Source organism: Klebsiella sp. R445, assembly GCF_051131755.1.
GTDB lineage: Bacteria > Pseudomonadota > Gammaproteobacteria > Enterobacterales > Enterobacteriaceae > Klebsiella > Klebsiella lignicola.
Genome location: NZ_CP180446.1, coordinates 5239383 through 5261406, shown reverse-complemented (window position 1 = coordinate 5261406; position 22024 = coordinate 5239383). Strand labels below are relative to the sequence as shown.

Below are 22024 nucleotides of genomic sequence, written 5' to 3'. Positions count from 1 at the left end.
TCCACCAATCATCTGCATATAAAGAGGCATTATGAAGCATATATTAGGGTTTCCTGTTAACACCCGTCGGTGGCGCTTATCGATCCTTACCGCGGGATTACTTAGTCTTAGTTTCAGTACGCTGGCAGAAAGCGTAACGATCGGCGGCGCGAATTTCACGGAGAGTTCTATTCTCGCGAATATTTATGCCAGTGCGCTAAAGAAAAATAATATTGAGGTAAAAACGCGGCTGAATCTCGGCAACCGCGAAATCATCCTGCCGGCATTAAAGAGCGGCGAGATCGATATCGTGCCGGAATATCTGGGCGCGCTGCTCAACTATTATGACGGGAAAACCCTGGCCACCAGCCAGAGCGATGTCAGCGCCGAACTGGCGAAAGTACTGCCCGGCGAATTCACGCTGCTCACCCCCTCTCCGGCCACATCGATTACCGCCTGGGCAGTGCGCGCTGAAACGGCGAAGAAATACAACCTGACGACCTTGTCCGATCTGCAACCGATTGCCCATCAACTGACTATCGGTGGGCCGCCAGAGCTGGCGGTGCGCGCCCTCGGGCTTCCGGGTCTCAAGCGCGTCTACGGCCTTGAGTTTAAGGCGGTGAAGTCACTTGATATGGGGGGACCGTTAACCCGTCTGGCGCTGAACTCCGGCAAGATCGACGTGGCCACGGTGATCTCTACCCAGGGTAACCTGGCGAAAGAAGATTGGGTGGTGTTAGCCGATGATAAGCATGAGCAACCCAGCCAGAACGTCGTGCCGCTGGTGCGCAAAGCCAGCCTTTCCGCCAACGTCAGCAGAGTCCTTAATCAGGTCTCCTCCCGGCTTGATAATGCGGCGCTGATCGCGCTGAACCAGCAGGTTGATTTGCAGCATAAAGACCCGGCAACCGTTGCCGAACAGTGGGTTAATACCAATCTGCCAGGCCACTAATCATCACGGCCAGGGAGTGGCTATCAGCAAAAGAGCATGACGATGTCTACAGAGCATATGATTTTAAACCTGTTCTTCTTTAATCCCCAGGGCGATTACCGCTTCTCCTGGCGCCACCCGCAGGCCCCGACAACCGAGATTTTCAGCCTGGACTACTATGCCGGGCTGGCTAAAAAAGCCGAGGCGGCCACTTTAGATGCCATTTTTGTTGCAGACCATATTGCTATCTGGGACAAGGTGCCCAGCGGCCTGACCCACTACGCCAACGCGCGCCTGGAGCCCATCACCTTACTCAGTGCGCTGGCGGCCGTCACCGAACACATTGGCCTGATGGGCACGGCGTCCACCTCCTATAACGAACCCTATAACCTTGCTCGTTATTTTGCGTCACTCGATTTTCTGAGCAACGGCCGGGCGAGCTGGAACATCGTGACCTCGTGGCTGGAGGAAGAAGCCGCCAACTTCGGCCTCGACCAGTTGCCACAGCACGGCAACCGTTATCGACGAGCCGGTGAATTTATTGATGTCGTCACCCGGCTTTGGGACTCATGGGAACAGGATGCGGTGCTGTACGACAAAGCGAGCGGCCTGTTTGCCGATAAACAGAAAGTGCATCACCTCGATCATCGCGGTGAGTATTTTACCGTTCGCGGACCGCTAAATCTGCCGCGTCCGCCGCAGGGCCATCCGGTGTTGGTGCAGGCAGGCTCATCAGAAGCGGGGAAAGATCTGGCGGCAACGTGGTCAGATATGCACTTCGTGTTTATTCAGTCCATCGAGGAGGGGCTGAGCTATCGCGAGGAGATGAATCAACGGTTGCGGGCCAAGGGACGTGACCCGGCCCATTTTAAGATCATCGCTGGCGTGCTGCCGGTAGTGGTGAATTCTGAGGCGGAAAAAACGGAGCGACAACAGCTTAATAACCGTCTGATGAGCGACCGGATGGCTATCGATCTGCTCTCTTCATACCTGCGAATGGATCTCTCAGACTATGCGGTCGACCAACCGCTGCCGCCACTGCCGGACGAAGAGACTTTCGACGGGATCCGTACCGCACTGCGGCTGATCCGCCATTATGATCCGTCGCTGACCATCCTGCAACTGGGTCGTTTACTGCTGCAAAGTTCCGATAGCTGGCTGCTGATTGGCAGCGCGGAGGAAGTCGCCAGCGCGCTGACCGAGACCTGGCGCGCCGGTGCTGCCGATGGGTTTAATCTGATGTTCCCGTTACTACCGGGTGATTTCGACCGTTTTGTCGAGCTGGTCGTGCCGATTCTTCAACGCAACGGCGTCATGAGAACGAGCTATCCGCCGGGTACGCTGCGGGAAAAGCTGGGCTTACCGCCAGCGGAAAACCGCTTTACCCATCACCCTCCACCGGCAGATCCACGCTAATACTCGCCCCGGAGAAGCCCGCTTCTCCGGTCACTTACAATTGGCTTACCCCTTGCAGTTGCGCCTCTTCCCGCCATGCCAGCAGCCGCTTATAGGGTGCCCGGGTCAGCGGGCTAAACCCACAGATAAACTGCGCGTCGCAACGTTCACGATACTGTGGGTCGCTGACCAACTGTTGCAACGCCGCTCTCAAGCCCGCCAGAGTCTCCGCTGACGTTTGCGGCCCGGTGATAAGCGGTAGCCCTGGCGCCAGTGGGCTTCGGTCAATGACGCGCAACCCCTCCAGCACCGCAGGTTCATGGCGGGCCAGCAGCGCCCAACTGATGCAATCAATGGCGGCAATATCCCCCACGCCTTGCTGTAAATCGATAAGTGACTGTCGGTGACTGCCGCTGAAAATGACTTCGCCAAAAAAATGTCCGTTGCGGGCAAGCGGCGCGATCATCTTTCGCAGCACATTGTAGCCAGACTGCGAATCGGGCGAATTACAGACGGCCCGCAGTCCGTGAAAATCGGCCAGTTGCCGTGGGCTATTTGCCGCACGCGTCACCAGCAGGCTGCGATATTCGATCCCTTCGCAACCGGGGGCCCCATAGTGAAAGCACCCTACCGTCTGTACGTCGGGCAGCAAAGTCACGAGCGGGTAGCCACAAGTCTGACTCAGCAACAGATCCGGTTGACGCCAGTGGGAGAGTAAATCCGTGGCGATTGACGGCAGGCTCGCGGCAATCCCCCGGGCCTGCAGGAGTTCTTGTACCGCAGCCTCTACTGCCTGATTCTCCTGAGGGTGAATGGCGTACATCGGTAAATCGACATTATGGCGCATCATGCTCTCCGTCCGGCTTGACGCTTTTGACGCCGGGATGGGCGTTGACATCCACCGCCTTGAAGAGAAAAGCGCGCAACCATTCCCCATAGCCACGCACCAGAAATCCGTGATTACGCTGCTGGTAGCGCTCGCGTTCAAGCAGGTAGATTTTTCTCAGGCCGTACCACGGAACGCCGGGCAGATCATGATGTACCGCGTGGTAGTTCAGATTAAGAAACAGCACCCGCCACACCAGTCCGGCCTCATTGATGACCGACCGGGCCAGCGGGTCGTCTGCGGCCCGGTGCTCAAAGAAGGAACGAATTTTGGTCAGTGCCAGCGCCGGATAACTGACCGCAACCACATAATAGAGCGGTGAAAAACCACAGTGCGCGATCCACACCAGCAGCCCGGCCAGCAGGCCGAGGTGAATCAGCCACATCGCCATCGCCTTGCCCTGCCGATAGCGAAACGCCTTCACCGCGCTGGCGAGCGTCTGCCCGATATCCAGCAGCGGGGCCAGCAGCAGCCGGCCGATAAAGGTATTGCGCAGATGAATCACCTTACGCTGCCAGGGCGAGAAACGCCGCCAGCTCTCGTCGGTAAAATAGTAGGATTCAGGGTCATCCACCGGCAACGTCAGACGCTCGTTATGATGGTGCGCCAGATGGGAATCCCGATAAAGGCCGTAGGGATACCACACCGCCAGCGGTAGCGTGCCCAGCAGCTGGTTACACCACGCCCGGTTGGTGGGGTGGCCGTGAATCAGCTCATGCTGCAACGACATATACCAGGCGGTAAACCAGATCAGCAGCACCGTCGCCGGGATAATCCCCAGCGTCTGCCAGTACGCCAGCGTCATAAACCAGCCGCCGTAGACCACAATAATTAATAACCAGGTGGGTAATTCACTGCGCCATAGCCAGCGACGGGACAGCTGACGGAGAAGCGCACGTTGCTGTGGATGCAGATACATCGACGATTTTTTTGTCATGACTACCGGGACTCTTTGCGCGTGACGTTGACCTCCCGACGATGTGAGAAATGAAAGAAAAAAACAAAGTATTTAAATCACTTAGCTTTTGCAGAAACGGAATATCAGACGCTGAGCGCGACGTTTATCAGGCAAAATATGTCATCAGCAGATAACGCCCGCGCCGCGACCGATACCGCGCTGGCATCGGCCACCGTGGTATCAGCCACCGGCCGCCCTACTGCTGATTGCCGGCCCCAAACGGCGGCAGTGTCAGGAAGGTGTGTTGCAGCCCTTCGGACCACGCTTTGCGGATGGTATTGAAGTAGGGATCGTTGTCGGTGATGCGGTGCTGCTCGCCACTGCTAAGGCTGTCGCTGCGGTACAGCAGCGTGTCCAGCGGCAGCCCGACGGAGAGATTACTGCGCAGCGTAGAGTCAATCGAAATCAGGGCGCAGCACATCGCCTGCTCCAGCGATGTCTCGCGGCTTAATACCCGATCGATGATCGGTTTGCCGTACTTGCTTTCGCCAATCTGGAAATAAGGCGTATCGCTCGACGCTTCGATAAAGTTGCCTTCCGGGTAAATATGGAACAGACGATGGGTTTCACCGGCAATCTGCCCGCCCAGCAGCAGATTGCAGTTGAAGTTGGTGTTGCCGCAGTTCTGCTGGTTGCTGCTGTCTCGCTGAATCACCTCCTGCAAAGTTTTACCAATCAGCATCGCCGCATCATACAGTGAGCTGACCTGCATCAGATGCGGTTCCTGCTGCGTCGCCATTCGCGTCGTCAGCAGGCTTATCACGCTCTGGGTAGTAGCCAGATTGCCGGCGGATTGCAGCACCATCACCCGTTCACCGTCTTTGGCAAAAACATGGAGCTTTTTAAAGGTCGCGATATGGTCCACCCCCGCGTTGGTGCGGGAGTCGGAGGCAAAAACCAGCCCGTCTTCTAAACACATGGCCACACAGTAGGTCATCGTCGTTTGTTCCTGCCCTTATTGCTGCTGCGCCTGTTGCGAATGTTCGCGCACTTCAGCATTGGTTAACATAATTTCCCCGCCGCCGCCCAGCCGGGTTCCGCGTACCGGGCAGGCATCGAGATAGTCCAGCCCGGTCGCCAGACGCAAATGCTGGTTCAGATGGCGGGTGTTGTTGGTGATATCAAAGGATTTCCAGCGCCCGTTCAACCACACTTCCGCCCACGCGTGCATCGCGACGTGCTGGGCATTATCGCTGTAGACGTAGCCGCTGACGTAGCGCGCTGGGATCTCCAGCGCCCGGCAGCAGGCGAGGAACACATGGGTATGATCCTGGCAGACCCCTTTGGCACGCGCAAAGGCATCGGCGGCGCTGTCCTGCACCTGGGTGGAACCCGGAGAGTAAGGCATTCTCAGCTGCAGCTCGGCCATCAGCTGATTCAGGCTCTCCTCCGGATCGTCGCCACGATACAGGCGCAGGGCAAATTCACGGATCTGCTCGTCGGCGCGCGTCAGCGGCGTGCTGCGCAAAAAGACCAGCGGCGAGAGCAACTCTGCCTCCAGGATCTCGTTCTCTTCCTCGTCCTCAGCGATATCCACCACACCGCTGGCGCGGATCGCAATCTCCTTATGCGGGTTGTCGAGGGTTAACACATGCAGAACATTGCCCCAGGTATCGGTGGTGGTTATCGCTGAGCCATCCGGAAGCGTCAGCGTCCATGAGCTCACGGTTTGCCGCCCGGTGCTGCGCGGCGTCAGGCGCAGATACTGGGTCGAAAACTTCACTTCTTCATCATAGCCATAGCGGGTCAGGTGATCGATGACCAGTTTCATAGCGCCTCCAGATACGTTTGTCTGATGCTGTCGGACAGGGCGTTAATGCGCGCCAGCAGCCCGTTAAGATAACTTTGGATATCCGCGCTCGCCAGATCGTCGCGGGTGCTGAAACGCAGATCGACATTCAGCTGATGCGCCAGGCGCAGCGGCAGATGGGAGCGATCGTTGGCAATATGCTCCAGTTGACCAATCAGGTCAGAGATACAGGCCCGAAGCGATCGCGGCACGTCATTGCGCAGGATCAGCAGCTCCATCACCGTTTCCCGGCTGACCGGCTGGCGATAAATACTGTTGTAGGCTTCCCGGGCGCTGACCGCGCTCAGCAGCGTATCCAGACGATAGTATTCGCGCACCGAATCCGGGTCGCTGTTCAGCTGCTGGTCCTTAATCAACAGCAGCTGCGTCGTGGAATAGGCCCGTTCGATTAACGTGCCGATGCCGATAAAGCTCAGCGCATCGTTGCGCAGCAGCGTGCCGATAACCGCCCCGCGAAACAGGTGCACCCGCTCTTTGACCCATTCGAAAAAGCCGTCGGGGCCCAGCTCGCTAATCCCCTGCTGGCGTAGCTTACGCAGTTCAATGCGGGTGGCGTTGATGCACTCCCAGACCTCCGCTGACAGGCTGCCGCGCACCGCGTGGGCATTGTTCCAGGCCATCTCCACGCAGCTGTAAATGCTGCACGGGTTGTTGCCATCGAGGGCGAAGAAATTGAGCAAATTGCTCATGGTAAAACGCGCATGCCGAGCCTGAAACAGCTCATGGGTTGAGGATAAATTCAGCGGCAACGCCAGGTCCCTGGACTGCTGGCTGTGGCGCGGGATCATCGACAACTTCCAGGTCACGTCCAGCACCCGGGCATAGCTTTCCGCACGTTCCAGATAGCGCGCCATCCAAAAAAGTTCACTCGCAGTCCGGCTCAGCATGATTCGTCATCCTCCATTACCCAGGTATCTTTGGTGCCGCCGCCCTGCGATGAGTTCACCACCAGCGAGCCTTCCGTGAGCGCCACCCGCGTCAGGCCGCCGGGCACCAGGCGGATCTCATGACCGGAGAGCACATAGGGACGTAAATCAATGTGTCGCGGCGCCAGGCCGTCTTCCACGAAGGTCGGGCAGGTCGATAACGCGAGGGTATCCTGTCCGATATAGTTGGCCGGGTTGGCGAGCAGACGCTGGCGAAACGCCTCGCGCTCCTCTTTGGTTGAGCGCGGCCCCACCAGCATGCCGTAGCCCCCGGCGCCATGCACTTCCTTGACCACCATGGTCTCCAGATTGCCGAGCACGTACTGGAGATCCTCCGGCTTGCGGCACTGCCAGGTCGGAATATTGTTGAGGATTGGCTGCTCGCCGAGATAAAAGCGGATCATCTCCGGCACAAAAGGATAGATAGACTTGTCGTCCGCCACCCCGGTGCCGATGGCATTGGCCAGCACCACACCACCGGCGCGGTACACCGACAGCAGCCCCGGCACCCCGAGCATCGAATCGGCACGGAAGGCCAGCGGGTCGAGATAGGCATCGTCGATACGCCGGTAAATCACATCCACCCGACGCGGCCCTTCGGTGGTCCGCATATAGACGGCGCCCGATTTAATAAACAGATCGGCGCTCTCCACCAGCTCAACCCCCATCTGCTGAGCCAGGAAGCTGTGTTCGAAATAGGCGCTGTTGAAACGTCCCGGCGTCATCACCACCACGCAGGGATCGTCGACCGGAGAGCTTTCACGCAATGTCTGCAGCAGATAGCCCGGATAGCGTTCCACCGGCGCAATATGGTGATTTTCGAACATCTCCGGGTAGAGACGCATCATCATCTTGCGGTTTTCCAGCATATACGACACCCCTGACGGGGTCCGCAGGTTATCCTCCAGCACGTAATACTGGCCGTCGCTGTCGCGCACCATATCGACGCCGGTGATGTGCGCATAGGTATTATTGGGCAGGTCGATGCCCTGCATGCAGGGCTGATATTGCTCATTGGCCAGCACCTGCTCCGCCGGGATTAGCCCGGCGCGCAGGATATTCTGCTCATGATAGATATCGTATAAAAAAGCGTTGAGCGCTTTGACCCGCTGGCGGATCCCGCGATCGATTCTCTTCCACTCTGCGGCGGGAATAATGCGCGGTACGCTATCGAACGGAATTAAGCGCTCGGTGCCCTCATCTTCCCCATAGACGTTAAAGGTGATGCCGATACGGTGAAAAAGCAGTTCCGCCTGCTGTTTCTTTTGCCGGATAGAGAATTGATCTGTGCTGTGGAACCATTGCCACCAAGCGTTATAGTGCTGACGCTGCTGTCCCTGCGCGGTAAGCATCTCATCATAATAATGCCCGTCAGGAAGCGTTATTTTTATCATGGCCGTCTCCTCCGGTTATACTCACTTTGGGGTAACCCCGGTAAGAGATAAGCATTTATTATGCCAGGTAGCGGGTCGCGAGATCGGCGTGCAATGCCTCCTGAAGGTGCCGCGAAACTGTGCAAAAAACCACCAGCTCGCGGGCTGGATCCAGGCCCCTTTTGCACCACCATGAGGCAAAAAACTGGCCGTTTGCGCCATGCCGGTTATCGCCCCTTCAGCCATTGTGCATAGTGCTCCGGCCACTCTACGGTCTGAGTACCGGCACGCCCCATGGCAAAGCCGTGCCCGCCGTGAGGATACCGATAGAGGCTGACCGGTACCTGATGCTGGCAACAGGCGTCGGCCATGATCAGCGTGTTATGCGGATCGGACACCGGATCGTCTTCGGCCTGAACCAGAAAACAAGGCGGGGTATGCGCATTCACATAGCTCTGTACCGACCAGGCGCGGTCAACCGCCTCGGAGGCATGCGGCCCGGCGAGGATCCGGTGCGTCGCAGTATGGCTGTAGGGCGGCAGCAGGGAAATGATCGGGTAGATCAGCGCCGCGCCGTCGGCGCGGGCGGGCTGCGTATCGAGGGCATCTATCGCCGGGTACGCCGCAAAAGCAGCGCGGCAGGCGGCCATGCCCAGCAGATGTCCGCCTGCGGAAAACCCCAGCAGGCTGACTCGTTGCTCGCGCTGACGGATCAGACGCAGCGCCCGCTGGGCGTCCTGTAATGGTGCCAGCGCCCCGGCCCGCCAGCCTTCCTCAGGCAGACGGTAGCTCAGCACATAGGCGGTATAGCCGCGCGACGTCAGCCAGCGTGCGGCAGGCCAGGCCTCTTTCGCCAGTTCGATATGGCGATACCCGCCCCCGGCGGCAACTAGTACGCCGTGCCTACGGGCTGTCGCCGGTTGCCAGACCGACAGCTGCGGTACGGCAACCTGGCTGAGGGCGCCGCTTGCCGATAGCACTGGCCCGCCGGAAGGGCCGCCGCCGCCCGGCGGTTCTCCCGGCCAGAGATTTAATCGCTGCTGCGGAGCATCAAGGGCCTGAGCCGCTCGGCCCGCCAGCAGCGACGCGGCCCCCAGCAGCAGAAAATGACGTCGATTCACCTGCACCCTCCTCACCCGGCAAATTCCGGCCAACATTAGCTGCCGATCAGCATAGGTTTTTTGTTTTGTCATGTCGCCAGCCTGCGGGGAATGGCAGGTAAATTATCTGTTTTCACGCAAAATGTTATCTGCAACACCCCGGACGACGGATCTTCGTCTAAGGTTTTCTGATGGTCAAACGCAGTGGTAAGACCGTCTGAAATAATAAGGAGAACGCCCCATGACGAGTCAGGTTTCACGTCGCCCCCCTACGCTGCCCTACGCTTTAGCGCTGGGAGGCGCGCTGTTTGCGCTATCGACGCTGAGCGCCCAGGCCCTGGAAAATCACCCCGCGCCGCAATCCCCGGATATTCTGCTCGGACCGCTGTTCAACGATGTGCAAAGCGCCCGGCTCTTCGCCGATCAAAAAACCTTTGCCGACGCCATCCCCAATAGCGACCCGCTGATGATCCTCGCCGATTATCGGATGCAAAAAAGCCAGACCAGCTTCGACCTGCGCCATTTCGTCGAGCTCAATTTCACCCTGCCGCGAGAGAATGACCAGTATGTGCCGCCGAAAGGCCAGACGCTGCGTCAGCATATTAACGGCCTGTGGCCGGTGCTGACCCGCAGTACCGTTGAGGTCGAGAAGTGGGATTCTTTGCTGCCGCTGCCCAAACCATACGTGGTTCCCGGCGGGCGTTTCCGCGAGGTTTATTACTGGGATAGCTACTTCACCATGCTGGGCCTGGCGGAGAGCGGCCACTGGGATAAAGTCGCCGATATGGTGGCGAATTTCGCCTCTGAAATTGACACCTGGGGGCATATCCCCAACGGCAACCGTAGCTACTATCTGAGCCGCTCGCAGCCGCCGTTCTTCCCGTTTATGGTGGAGCTGCTCGCCAGCCACGAGGGCGATCAGGCGCTAAAAACTTTCCTGCCGCAGATGGAAAAAGAGTACCAGTATTGGATGAAAGGCGCCGATACGCTTGAGCCGGGGAAAGCCAACCAGCGGGTAGTGCGCATGGAAGATGGCGCGTTGCTGAACCGCTACTGGGACGATAATGATACCCCGCGCCCGGAATCCTGGCTTGATGATGTGACCACCGCGAAGAACAACCCTAATCGCCCGGCCACCGAGATCTATCGTGACCTGCGTTCCGCCGCCGCCTCGGGCTGGGATTTTAGCTCGCGCTGGATGGATAACCCCCAGCAGCTGGGTACCATTCGCACCACCAGCATCGTGCCGGTGGACCTGAACGCCCTGATGTTCCACATGGAGAAGGTGCTCTCCCGGGCCAGCAAAGCGGCCGGGGATAACGCCAAAGCGACGCAGTATGACGCCCAGGCCAACGCCCGTCAGAAGGCGCTGGAGAAATATCTGTGGAACGATAAGGCAGGCTGGTACGCCGATTACGATCTCAAGACCCATAAGGTCAGAAACCAGCTGACCGCCGCCGCCCTGTTCCCGCTGTACGTCAATGCCGCCTCCAGCGAGCGGGCCGCGAAGGTGGCCGCTGCCGCCGAATCGCAGCTGCTGAAACCCGGCGGTTTAACCACCACCACCGTCAACAGCGGCCAGCAATGGGATGCTCCCAACGGCTGGGCGCCGCTGCAGTGGGTGGCCGCAGAAGGGTTGCAGAACTACGGTCAGAAAAAGGTCGCCCTCGAGGTCAGTTGGCGCTTCCTCAGCAACGTCCAGCACACTTATAACAGCCAGCAAAAATTGGTTGAAAAGTATGATGTCAGCTCGACGGGTACCGGCGGAGGCGGCGGAGAATATCCGCTGCAGGACGGCTTCGGCTGGACCAACGGCGTGACGCTGAAAATGTTGGATCTGGTCTGCCCGCAGGACAAACCTTGTGACTCGCTACCGGCCACGCGCCCGGTCGCCAGTACAGCCCAACCGGCCACTGCCACCAGCACGTCCCCCACCACCGCACCTGCCGCCAACGATGCGCTAGCGGCTCCGGCAGCAAAAACAGCGCCGTAAATCCCCCTGGTCTTCGTTCACCCTGGCTACCAGATCTGGTAGCCAGTCATCCCGTCGACTGCCCCGCACGCCCCGCGCTGTCCCAGATGTACTCAGTAAACAGTAACCTTTTCATGGGTTTTGATTGTCACGCTACGCAATCATCACTTGATAACGCAAAGAGTAACAATAATAATTCGCATTACTTTTTTACGAAAGAAGACACTTTCGCCTTTTCCGTAGCGGCGTACAGGAGTACCAGGCTGCGGTTACTCAGGATTATGCCATGATCGCCCGCACTACCTTTAAACGCTCCGCGCTCCTGTGCGCCCTGGCCGCCGCTTTCCCTCTCGCCAGCCTGGCGGAAGAGACAGTGGTCGTCACCGCGCAACCCGTTGACTCCGCCACCGCTCCCACCGAGGGCTATAGCGCGAAAACCTCCGCCGGGGCCACCAAAACCGACCAGCCGTTAATCACCACCGCGCAGTCGGTCTCGGTGATCACCCGCCAGCAGATGGATGACCAGGGGGCCAACACCATCAGCCAGGCGCTGGAATATACCCCAGGCGTGTACTCCAGCTTTGGCGGCGGCGCGACCCGTTTTGATACGGTGTCATTGCGCGGCTATCACGGCGGCGACGTGGATAACCTGTTCCTCGACGGCATGCGCCTGATGAGCGATGGCGGGAGCCACAACGTCCTGCAGATTGACCCGTGGTTTATCGAGCGGGTTGACGTGATCAGAGGCCCCTCTTCGGCGCTGTATGGCCAGAGCGTGCCCGGCGGCGTGGTTAACCTGACCTCGAAACGCCCACAGTTTACTTCCGAAGGCCATTTCCGCCTGAGCGGCGGGACGCAAAACACCAAAGGGGCCGCCTTCGATTATACCGATGCCATTAACGACCAGTGGGCTTACCGGATCATCGGGATGACGCGCAACAGCGACACCCAGTACGACAATACCCGTGAAGAGCGTTATGCCATCTCTCCGTCCCTGCTCTGGCAGCCGGATGCCGACACCTCGTTGTTACTGCGCGCTTACCTGCAAAAAGATCCGTCGGGTGGCTACCACGGCTCGCTGCCGCTGGACGGCACCCGCTACGCGCACAACGGGCGCAAGCTCTCCACCAGTACCAATGAAGGCGATCCGTCCGACGGTTATCAGCGTCGCGAGCAGATCTACAGCTACGAGTTTACCCATCAGTTCGACGATACCTGGTCGGCCTACTCCGCCGGAAGCTACACCCATACCAACGTCTCCCTCGATCAGGTCTACCAGGTTGGCTGGGTTGGCGACAGCGATATGCTGGCGCGCGGCTACAGCGGCTCTCGCGGCTCGCTGGATGCGTGGTCCACCGACAACCGCCTGCGTGCCGACTTCACCACCGGTGAACTGGCCCATACGCTGATCCTCGGTGCGGAATATCACCGCTTCCGCAACGACCTGTGGACCGGTGCCGGTAGCGCCTCGCCGCTCGATCCATTTAGCGGCTATACCGCGCAAACCGGGCACACCGTGACCTACAGCGATAACAATAATCGTCGCTACTATCAGACCGGGATATATCTGCAGGATGAAATGGTGTGGGATCGCTGGCATCTCGATGTTTCCGGCCGTTACGACCGCATCGTGTCGCAGCAGGTCAGCGATACCTTCGGCACCTCCAGCCGCCGTTCCGATGATCATATCAGCGGTCGCGCGTCGTTGCTGTATGCCCTGGAAAACGGCCTCTCGCCGTACCTGAGCTACAGCCAGGCCATTACGCCTGCGATGTTGCCGGGCGCCGACGGAACGCTGCTGAAACCGACCACCGCCGAACAGCTGGAAGCGGGGCTGAAATTCCAGCCGCCGGGGACCCGCGATATGTACAGTATCGCCATCTATGATTTAACCCAGAAAGACGTGGCTACCCGCGATCCGAATATCGCCACCGCCACCTTTATTCCCGCCGGCAAAGTTCACTCGCAAGGGGTCGAGCTGGAGATGCATAACCAGATTACGCCTGAGCTGAGCACCCTGGCCTCCTACACCTGGAACCGCCTGCGCTTCCAGGACACCAAAGATGGTACCAACGACAATACGCCGCAGCTCACGCCGGATCAGATGGCTTCATTCTGGGCTCGTTATCAGTTCCCGGCCGGGATCAGCGCGGGAGCTGGCGTGCGCTATATTGGTAAACAGTGGGCTGATGATGCCAACACCGAGCGTCTGCCGTCGGTAACGCTGCTGGATGCGATGGTCCGCGCCGATCTCGGCGTCTGGTCACCGTCGTTGAAAGGGGCTTTTGTTCAGGTCAATGCCAACAACCTCAGCGACCGGGAGTATGTCTCCGGCTGCTACGGCACCGGCAACTGCTACTGGGGCGCCGAGCGTAGCATCACCGCCACCGTCGGCTACGACTTCTGATAAACGCCCCCGGTGGTCAGGTACCAGCCGGGGGCCTGCTCCAGATGGCTACATGGCGTCCAGCGCCTGCTGCAGCTTCCAGATATAGCGGGGGGCCTGTGGTGCCGGATGCTTTTTCGCCACGTGTTCAAAGAACTCATCGGCATCCATATCGTTGATCTCATCAATCGCATCCTGGCGATTCGAAGAGAACGTGCGCAGCAGCGCCCCGGCGCCGTTGGCATAGGAAACGACTACCGCATAGCGCATCACCTGCGGGTCTTTGATCCCGGCAAGCGGGCCGTTTTCGAGGATGCTCAGGTAAGCGGTCCCCATCGAGATATTGCGTTCGGGATTTTTCAGCTCGCTCACCGACGGCTCACCCCGCCAGCCCATACGTTGGTAAACGTCGCGACCCGATGTTGAAGGCTTCAGCTGCATCAGGCCTACCGCGCCGGATTTACTGACCACCGTTGGGTTACCGCCGGATTCAATGGCGATAATCGCCGTCACCAGCTGCGGGTCAACTCCCCACGCCGCACCGGCTTTTTCACTGATCGGCATCCACTGCATCGCCCGCTTGACCGGAACTTCAGCGTTCCACGGCGGGTTACGATAATCCTTTTTCGAGCTACAACCGGCCAACAATACCATCAAAAAAACACACCATCTCAATTTCACACATCTATCCTTATTGGCTGAAGTTTGCCGTCTGGAGATGACAATAATCCCTCCAGGCGGCATGATAACCCTTTCATTCTTAGCAAGGAATTGTCATGTCTCAGTTTTATCTGGTTGCCCCTTCAGGCTACTGCATTAACCAGGAGGCGGCGCTCCGCGGCGTTGAACGTCTGCAGGAGGCCGGACATCAGGTGATGCACCAGGAGGTCATCCCCCGTCGGCAACAGCGCTTTGCCGGAACTGAACATGAGCGCCTGAACGATATTAACCAGTTGGCTACCCTCGAAGGCCGTAACCGCATCGTGATGCCAGTGCGCGGCGGCTACGGTGCCAGCCGCCTGCTGCCGGATATCGACTGGCAGGCCCTGGCCGCACGCCAGCGGGAAAATCCGCTTTTAATCTGTGGCCACAGTGATTTCACAGCGATTCAAATGGGCCTGCTGGCAAAGGGTAGCATAATCACCTTCAGCGGTCCGATGCTGGCAGGTAACTTTGGTGCGGAAACGATGAACGCGTTTACATGGCACCATTTCTGGCAGGCGCTGCGCAGCCCGGAATTTACCCTTGAATGGCCGGGCGATGGCCAGCCCTGTGATGTCGAAGGCACCCTGTGGGGCGGCAACCTGGCGATGCTCACGTCGCTGATGGGCACCCCGTGGATGCCGCAGATTAGCGACGGCATTCTGGTGCTGGAAGATATTAACGAGCATCCGTTCCGCGTCGAGCGCATGCTGCTGCAACTGCTGCACAGCGGCGTTCTCGCCCGCCAGCGGGCGCTGATCCTCGGCAGTTTCAGCGGCGCGAACCCGAACGATTACGACGCCGGTTATGACCTGCCGGCGGTCTACGACTATCTGCGCACGCAACTGGATATCCCGGTGATTAGCGGGCTGGATTTCGGCCACGAACAGCGAACCGTCACTCTGCCGCTTGGCGCAAACGCGCGGCTGGTGCATCGCGACATCACCACCACCTTAACGCTCAGCGGGCATCCGGTGCTAACAGAATAAAATCTTCTGTTACACATTTCAGGATACTCCGAGGGTTGGTAAACTGAGCCTCATTGTCTAAAAAATTCACGCAGTAAGGAGTACGTCAACATTGGACGCCGGTGCGATCATTAGCCTGTTTATTCTGGGTTCTGTATTAGTAACCTGTAGCATTTTATTGAGTTCCTTTTCTTCGCGCCTGGGCATCCCGATTCTGGTTATCTTCCTTGCCATTGGTATGCTGGCCGGGGTTGACGGTATCGGCGGCATCCCTTTTGACAATTACCCTTTCGCGTACATGGTGAGTAACCTGGCGCTGGCGGTGATCCTGCTTGACGGCGGTATGCGCACCCAGGCCAGCTCTTTTCGCGTTGCCCTTTGGCCCGCGCTCTCGCTGGCGACCGTCGGCGTCCTGATCACCTCCTGCCTGACCGGGCTAATGGCCGCCTGGCTGTTCCATCTCGATCTTATCGAAGGCTTGCTGATCGGCGCGATTGTCGGCTCCACCGATGCGGCGGCGGTATTCTCGCTGCTCGGCGGCAAAGGCCTGAACGAACGCGTCGGCTCCACCCTGGAGATCGAATCCGGCAGCAATGACCCGATGGCGGTGTTCCTGACCATTACGCTTATCGAGATGATTCAGCAGCATGAAAGCGGCCTGAGCTGGATGTTCGCCGTCCATATCGTGCAGCAGTTCGGCCTCGGGATTGCGATTGGCCTCGGCGGAGGTTATCTGCTGTTGCAGATGATAAACCGCATCGTGCTACCGACCGGGCTCTATCCTTTGCTGGCGCTCAGCGGCGGGATTATGATTTTTGCGGTGACCACCACCCTCGACGGCAGCGGCATTCTGGCGGTATATCTGTGCGGCTTCCTGCTGGGGAACCGACCGATTCGTAACCGTCATGGGATCCTGCAAAACTTCGACGGACTGGCGTGGCTGGCGCAGATTGCCATGTTCCTGGTGCTCGGGCTGCTGCTCACCCCGTCGGATCTGTGGCCTATCGCCATCCCGGCGCTGCTGCTCTCCATGTGGATGATTTTTGTGGCCCGTCCGCTGTCGGTGTTTGCCGGTCTGCTGCCGTTTCGCGGGTTTAACCTGCGCGAGCGGGTGTTTATCAGTTGGGTGGGGCTGCGCGGCGCGGTGCCGATCATTCTCGCCGTCTTCCCGATGATGGCCGGCCTTGAAAACGCGCGCTTGTTTTTCAATGTCGCCTTCTTCGTGGTGCTGGTATCGCTGCTGCTACAGGGGACGTCCCTCTCCTGGGCGGCCAAAAAAGCCAAAGTGGTGGTACCGCCGGTCGGTTGGCCTATTTCCCGCGTCGGGCTGGATATTCACCCGGAAAATCCCTGGGAGCAGTTCGTCTACCAGCTCAGCGCAGACAAATGGTGTGTTGGCGCGGCGCTGCGTGATTTACATATGCCGCCGGAAACCCGTATTGCCGCCCTGTTCCGCGACAATGTCCTGCTGCACCCGACCGGCAGCACCCGCCTGCTGGAAGGGGATATTCTGTGCGTGATTGGCCGCGAGCGTGACCTGCCGGCGCTGGGTAAAATGTTCAGCCAGTCGCCGCCGGTGGCGCTCGACCAGCGTTTCTTCGGGGACTTTATTCTCGATGCCAGCGCCAAATTCGTCGATGTGGCGCAAATTTACGGCCTCGATGGCGTGGATGATTTTAACGATAGCCAGCAGTCGCTGGGCGATGTGGTTCAGCATCTGCTCGGCGCCGCCCCGGTTGTCGGTGACCAGGTAGAATTCGCCGGCATGCTGTGGACGGTCGCGGAAAAAGAGGATGACCACGTTCTGAAGGTCGGGGTTCGCGTCGCAGAAGATGAGGCGGAGTAACCCGCCTCATATCAACACCTAATCACTTGATATTTATATTTTATAAATCAACGGTCCACATAAAGAACGCGAAAAAACAAAAGCCTCGCAGATGCGAGGCTTTTGTTTAACTGTTCTGGAATTCTTCTGCCCGGCGCTCAAGCTCAGTTATAAATGAGGTTTTGGCTTTTTCATGGGCATCAGGACTCATGATGCTGATAACCTGATAGCGATCGTCATCCAGCCAGTGCCGCGAGTAGACGAGATAATGATTTGATTTTCTGGCTGCCTGAGGAGTGTGCTGCTTCCAGGCTGGTTGATCGGGAAGCTGAATATGGATTTTGTAAACGTAAGAATCGCACAACCTGCGATTCTCTTCCCACTGCCCCTCATTGCCGAAAAAATCAGGGAGTGCGTGGTGTTTCTTCCAGATCTCCAGCACCTGGGCATATTGCGCAGCGATCTCAGGCAGTTCAACATCCTTGTGAACAGAAACTCTCACCATTATGAAACCCGATCAAAACCCGGTGGATTAAGCCCCAGCGCTTTATGCTCAGCGTGAATTAACGCTCTGACATCATCCCCACTGGCGCTAATCGGCGTTGATGACGTTTTTTTGGGCGGGTTGGTCTGTTCAATGAACGCCAGTGTATCTTCTGCCGTATTACGTAATTTTGCAGCTGCACGCCCGAACGTGGTTATCTCTTTTCGTAGCGCTTCATCCTTGGTTTCCTGAAGGGCCATTTTTACCGCTTCGATATAACCCGCTGCAATGGTAATCCGTTGTTTATACTCTTTTACCAGATGTTTCTGAACAAGGGGGGACTGCTTTTTCATATCAATGGGCGTTTGTTTTACTTCCCATTCAGTACGCAAGTTTATCAGGTGGAAACGCTGACGCTCCGCAATTTCAGCCAGTAGTCTGGTTGCCTCGCTGATTGAGATATATACCACTTCTTCATGCAGCGACTGCAGTGTGGTATTCGCATCAGTGCTGTGCGGCGTGATATCCCGATAACCCACAGCATTAGCAGGGATCGGCCCCATCGACAGCGCCATTAACGCTGCCATAGATGCTGCTCTGCTCTTTTTCATTTTTTTCATATTTAAAACCTGGTAAATGAGGTCTCATGGTAGCGCATTAAATAGCCAGTGACAAAAGTCCATCGCAAGTAACCCGTGCGCCCTGCCAATATTATACGCTCCAGAGCCTTTTTTCTCTTTTGCACAACCCCGCGTCATCATGAAAAAGCCCGCTCAGTCTGAACATAAGCGGGCTGGGTAATGCGCAACTCGGTGGCCCCTTGCTTCAGGCGGTACGCCATTTGCGGGTTAACGGCTTTTCCACTTCCACAATCAGGAACATCACAAATCCGATGATAAAGGTGATCACCCAGTAGCGGAACGGCAGCGCGGTGGTCCCGAACAGCATCTGCATAAACGGCGCGTAGATGATCAGCAGCTGCAACACCAGCAGGACGCCGCTGACGATCCAGATACCGCGATTTGCCAGCAATCCTTTACTCAGAGAAAAGCCGTCGGATATGCGGCAGTTGAGCATATAAAACCACTGGGCCGTTACCAGGGTTTGCAGCAGGACGGTGCGAATAAACTCCGGCGAGTAGCCGCGCGGCTGGAGCCAGGCTTCCAGAACGAAGGCGCTCACGGCAATCATCGAACCAACAAATATCACCCTCCAGATAGCAAAACCATCCATCACATGCAGTTTTGGATCCCGCGGCGGCCGCTGCATAATGTTCTTCTCGCCGGCCTCAAACGCCAGACCGAAGGAGAGCGTGGCGGAGGTCGCCATGTTCATCCAGAGGATCAGCACCGGGGTCAATGGGATTAAATTGCCCGCCAGCAGCGCAATGATGATTAACAGCCCCTGCGCCAGGTTAGTCGGCATAATAAAGAGGATGGTTTTCTTCAGGTTATCGTACACCCGCCGCCCTTCTCTGACCGCACTGGCGATGGTGGCGAAGTTATCATCCGTCAGCACCATGTCGGCCGCTTCCTTGGTCACCTCGGTGCCCTTGATGCCCATGGCAATCCCGACATCAGCTTGCTTCAGCGCCGGCGCATCGTTGACCCCGTCGCCGGTCATCCCTACTACCTCTTTTCTGCTCTGCAGCGCCTGCACCAGGCGGAATTTATCTTCCGGGCTGGTACGGGCGAAAATATCAAATTTCTGCGCGGCTTCGCTGAGCTGCAGGTCGTCCATCACCTCCAGTTCACGTCCGGTGATGGCATTTTCCGCATTGCCAATGCCGAGCATTTTGCCGATGCTCATCGCCGTTTGCGGATGATCGCCGGTGATCATCTTCACCCGGATCCCCGCCTGCAGGCAGTCGCCAATCGCCGTAATCGCCTCCGGACGCGGCGGGTCCATCATCCCGGCAATACCGAGGAGGATCACCCCTTGCTGTAAATCCTGGTGCGTCAGCTCAGTTTGCCCGCTGGCCGCAGGTTTCCACGCCGCCGCCACCATGCGCAACCCTTCCCGCGCGTACTCTTCAATTTTGGCTTCCCAGTAGGGCTGATCCAGCGGCTGCAGACCATCATCCGTCTGCTGCTGCTGACACAGCCGGAACAGTACATCCGGCGCGCCGGTAATTAAGATCATCTCTTCATCACCGATCCGATACAGCGTAGACATATATTTGTACTGCGAATCGAAAGGGATCTTACTGCGCAACTCGGTTGTCAGCGCTGGCAGCGCGATTTTCGCTGCCAGCACCTTCAGCGCCCCTTCCGTTGGGCCGCCGGTGATTTTCCATAACCCGGTTTCATCCTTGATCAGCTGGCTGTCATTACAGAGATCTATGGTTCGCAAATAGCGCTCAAGCAGCGTACCGGGGGCAACCACCACCGGCCCGGAACCATCTACAGGATGAATATTACCAATCGGCTCATAGCTATCGCCTTCAACCCGATAGACGGTATCCGCCGTAATGACGGCTTTGACCGTCATCTCATTCATGGTCAGCGTCCCGGTTTTGTCCGAGCAAATCACCGTCATCGCCCCGAGGGTCTCAACGGTCGGCAGCTTACGAATGATCGCTTTCTGCCGCGCCATGGTCTGCACGCCGAGCGAGAGAATGATCGAGATGATCGCCGGCAACCCTTCCGGCACCGACGCCACCGCAAGGCTGATCAGTGAGAGCATCAGCTCTGAAACCGGCATATCGCGGAACAGCAGGCTGAAGACAAACAGCGCCGCCATCATCACCAGAATGATGATAAAGATGGCTTTGCCAAGCTTATCCATCTGAACCAGCAGCGGTGTCCGGTGCTTTTCAATATCCGCCATCATCTGGTTGATATGGCCAAGCTCGGTATCGCCGCCGGTCGCTACCACGAGGCCTTTGCCCCCGCCGGAGCTGACCGTAGTTCCCGAAAACAGCAGATTGGTGCGATCGCCGAGGGGCAGGTCGCCGCTCAGCGCGTCGGTGCTTTTTTCCACCACCGTCGACTCGCCGGTGAGTATCGCCTCTTCCACCCGCAGATTGTGGGCTTCAATCACCCGCAGGTCGGCCGGGATTCGGTCGCCGGCGCGGATCACCACGATATCCCCAGGCACCAGCGCGGTGGTTGGCACCGTTTCATGGTTGCCCTGACGGACGACCACCGCTTCGCTGGACAGCATATTGCGAATGCTCTGCAGCGATTTTTCCGCATTACTTTCCTGAATATGCCCGATCAGGGCGTTGATAACCGCGACCCCCAGAATCACGAGGGTATCGACCCAGTGCCCCATGACCGCCGTCAAGAGCGCGGCAGCCAGCAGGACGTAAATCAGGACATCGTTGAAATGCGCCAGGAAGCGTAGCCACGCGGGCTTGCCCGGCTTTTGCGGTAACGCGTTCTCGCCGTACTGCTGGAGTCGCGAGGCCGCTTCAGCGCTGCTAATACCTTCGGAGGAACTGTTGGTGCTGGTCAGGGTTTCATCGACGGAGAGCCTGTAGAACGGGCCTGCCGGTTTGTCTGTACTCATAGTTATCCCCTCACTCCTGTAACGGAAATCAGAACAGCGTCAGGCCGCCCTTAACGCACAACAAAAACCGGAACGTGAGCATAACGAACGATGCTTGCCGCCTCAGAACCCAGCAAATGCGTCTGAATATTGGGGTTGCGCGAGCCAATAATCACCACGTCAGCCTGCAGTTCATCGGCCAGCTTTATCACTTCATCACGGATATTGCCGCTGCGTACATGAATGCGGATATCACTCTCGTCGAGGGTCGACTTTTTGGCCAACTCGCTAAGTTTTTCCTCAGAGTTTTTAATCAGATAGTCATCCATTTTTCGCGCATCAGAAATAAATCCGCGGGTTAGTTCAGGAGAGAAAAGTGGGTTTACGTGTAGTAAGTGAATTTTCCCGGAAGCGCTTTTAGCCAGAAATTGTGCATGGGATAACGCTTTGTCGGCCAGGCCGATTTCAAAGACATCAACCGGGACCAGTATATTTTTATACATAGAAACAATCCTTTTGTTACCAATAGAATAGAGAGCGAATAACGCCCAACGTGTCGTATTGAGGAAAGAATCTCAAGAACCAAAGCTGGCGCAGAAGTCGGTATAATTAAACGTAGCACAGGACTGTTAACATTATGAAACTACCAATTATTATATTAAAAAATATCACAGAGTCCGCCACTCTCAGACAAATCAGCTGAAAACCGCAGCAAATCGTCGACATAAGGGCAATTTTTACTCTTTTTAACATTTCCGCTTTTCTACGACTATGCTCATAATCAGGAGCAACAGCGCCTGCAAAAACCATTCAATAATTAAGTAGATGAGATATTTC

The 22024-nt window shown here is 57.5% G+C and carries 17 protein-coding genes and 1 pseudogene; 6 read left to right on the top strand and 12 right to left on the bottom strand.

Translation table 11 applies throughout. The features are described from left to right. Positions 1-31 precede the first annotated feature (31 nt). Both ACMYSN_RS24750 and ACMYSN_RS24745 read left to right on the top strand, forming a co-directional pair. Positions 32-931 (top strand): ABC transporter substrate-binding protein, encoded by a 900-nt coding sequence (locus ACMYSN_RS24750; RefSeq protein ID WP_462496514.1) that lies wholly within the window; start codon positions 32-34, stop codon positions 929-931. A 42-nt stretch (positions 932-973) separates the two neighbouring features. Next, the gene (locus tag ACMYSN_RS24745) at positions 974-2326 is read left to right on the top strand and encodes an LLM class flavin-dependent oxidoreductase (RefSeq protein WP_462496513.1); all 1353 of its coding nucleotides are present in this window, start codon (positions 974-976) and stop codon (positions 2324-2326) included. Positions 2327-2360: 34 nt separating this feature from the next. Here the strand turns inward: ACMYSN_RS24745 and ACMYSN_RS24740 are convergent, their stop codons facing one another. From ACMYSN_RS24740 to ACMYSN_RS24710, 7 genes are all read right to left on the bottom strand, one after another. After that, positions 2361-3152, bottom strand: coding sequence for a phosphate/phosphite/phosphonate ABC transporter substrate-binding protein (locus ACMYSN_RS24740; protein WP_462498339.1), 792 nt, complete (start codon positions 3150-3152; stop codon positions 2361-2363). Then, positions 3142-4128: a fatty acid desaturase gene (locus ACMYSN_RS24735; RefSeq protein ID WP_462496512.1), complete on the bottom strand. Its 987-nt coding sequence runs from the start codon at positions 4126-4128 to the stop codon at positions 3142-3144. The genes ACMYSN_RS24740 and ACMYSN_RS24735 overlap by 11 nt, the downstream gene beginning before the upstream one ends. 217 nt (positions 4129-4345) lie before the next feature. Then, a complete protein-coding gene (locus ACMYSN_RS24730; RefSeq protein WP_123754825.1) occupies positions 4346-5086 on the bottom strand; it encodes a proteasome-type protease in 741 nt (246 codons plus the stop codon). Positions 5087-5104: 18 nt separating this feature from the next. Further along, positions 5105-5920 (bottom strand): transglutaminase family protein, encoded by an 816-nt coding sequence (locus ACMYSN_RS24725; RefSeq protein WP_462496511.1) that lies wholly within the window; start codon positions 5918-5920, stop codon positions 5105-5107. After that, complete coding sequence (locus ACMYSN_RS24720) at positions 5917-6846, bottom strand: alpha-E domain-containing protein (protein ID WP_123754827.1); 930 nt, start codon at positions 6844-6846, stop codon at positions 5917-5919. The genes ACMYSN_RS24725 and ACMYSN_RS24720 overlap by 4 nt, the downstream gene beginning before the upstream one ends. Beyond that, complete coding sequence (locus tag ACMYSN_RS24715) at positions 6840-8279, bottom strand: circularly permuted type 2 ATP-grasp protein (RefSeq protein ID WP_462496510.1); 1440 nt, start codon at positions 8277-8279, stop codon at positions 6840-6842. The genes ACMYSN_RS24720 and ACMYSN_RS24715 overlap by 7 nt, the downstream gene beginning before the upstream one ends. A 206-nt stretch (positions 8280-8485) precedes the next feature. After that, positions 8486-9379 (bottom strand): alpha/beta hydrolase, encoded by an 894-nt coding sequence (locus tag ACMYSN_RS24710; protein ID WP_462496509.1) that lies wholly within the window; start codon positions 9377-9379, stop codon positions 8486-8488. A gap of 220 nt (positions 9380-9599) precedes the next feature. Between ACMYSN_RS24710 and ACMYSN_RS24705 the strand changes: the two genes are divergently transcribed. Further along, positions 9600-11351, top strand: a complete 1752-nt coding sequence (locus ACMYSN_RS24705) for an alpha,alpha-trehalase (protein WP_462496508.1) — start codon at positions 9600-9602, stop codon at positions 11349-11351. A 265-nt stretch (positions 11352-11616) separates the two neighbouring features. Further along, complete coding sequence (locus tag ACMYSN_RS24700) at positions 11617-13737, top strand: TonB-dependent siderophore receptor (RefSeq protein WP_462496507.1); 2121 nt, start codon at positions 11617-11619, stop codon at positions 13735-13737. 48 nt (positions 13738-13785) lie between these two features. Here ACMYSN_RS24700 and emtA read toward each other — a convergent pair whose 3' ends face one another. Beyond that, a complete protein-coding gene (emtA, locus tag ACMYSN_RS24695; protein ID WP_123754838.1) occupies positions 13786-14397 on the bottom strand; it encodes a membrane-bound lytic murein transglycosylase EmtA in 612 nt (203 codons plus the stop codon). Between the two features lie 95 nt (positions 14398-14492). On the opposite strand from emtA, the gene ldcA reads away from it, so the two are divergent. Both ldcA and ACMYSN_RS24685 read left to right on the top strand, forming a co-directional pair. Next, entirely contained in the window at positions 14493-15407 is a 915-nt protein-coding gene (gene ldcA / locus ACMYSN_RS24690; RefSeq protein ID WP_462496506.1) for an LD-carboxypeptidase, read from the top strand. Between the two features lie 91 nt (positions 15408-15498). Beyond that, positions 15499-17166 (top strand): annotated as a pseudogene (locus ACMYSN_RS24685) (potassium/proton antiporter); the annotation flags it as partial. A gap of 172 nt (positions 17167-17338) precedes the next feature. Here ACMYSN_RS24685 and ACMYSN_RS24680 read toward each other — a convergent pair. From ACMYSN_RS24680 to ACMYSN_RS24665, 4 genes are all read right to left on the bottom strand, one after another. Beyond that, entirely contained in the window at positions 17339-17716 is a 378-nt protein-coding gene (locus ACMYSN_RS24680; protein ID WP_462496505.1) for a type II toxin-antitoxin system YafO family toxin, read from the bottom strand. After that, positions 17716-18315, bottom strand: coding sequence for a hypothetical protein (locus ACMYSN_RS24675; RefSeq protein ID WP_462496504.1), 600 nt, complete (start codon positions 18313-18315; stop codon positions 17716-17718). Before ACMYSN_RS24675 ends, ACMYSN_RS24680 begins: the two co-directional genes overlap by 1 nt. 205 nt (positions 18316-18520) lie before the next feature. Continuing rightward, complete coding sequence (locus tag ACMYSN_RS24670; RefSeq protein WP_462496503.1) at positions 18521-21208, bottom strand: cation-transporting P-type ATPase; 2688 nt, start codon at positions 21206-21208, stop codon at positions 18521-18523. 50 nt (positions 21209-21258) lie between these two features. Next, a complete protein-coding gene (locus ACMYSN_RS24665) occupies positions 21259-21690 on the bottom strand; it encodes a universal stress protein (protein WP_154144828.1) in 432 nt (143 codons plus the stop codon). Positions 21691-22024: the final 334 nt, after the last annotated feature.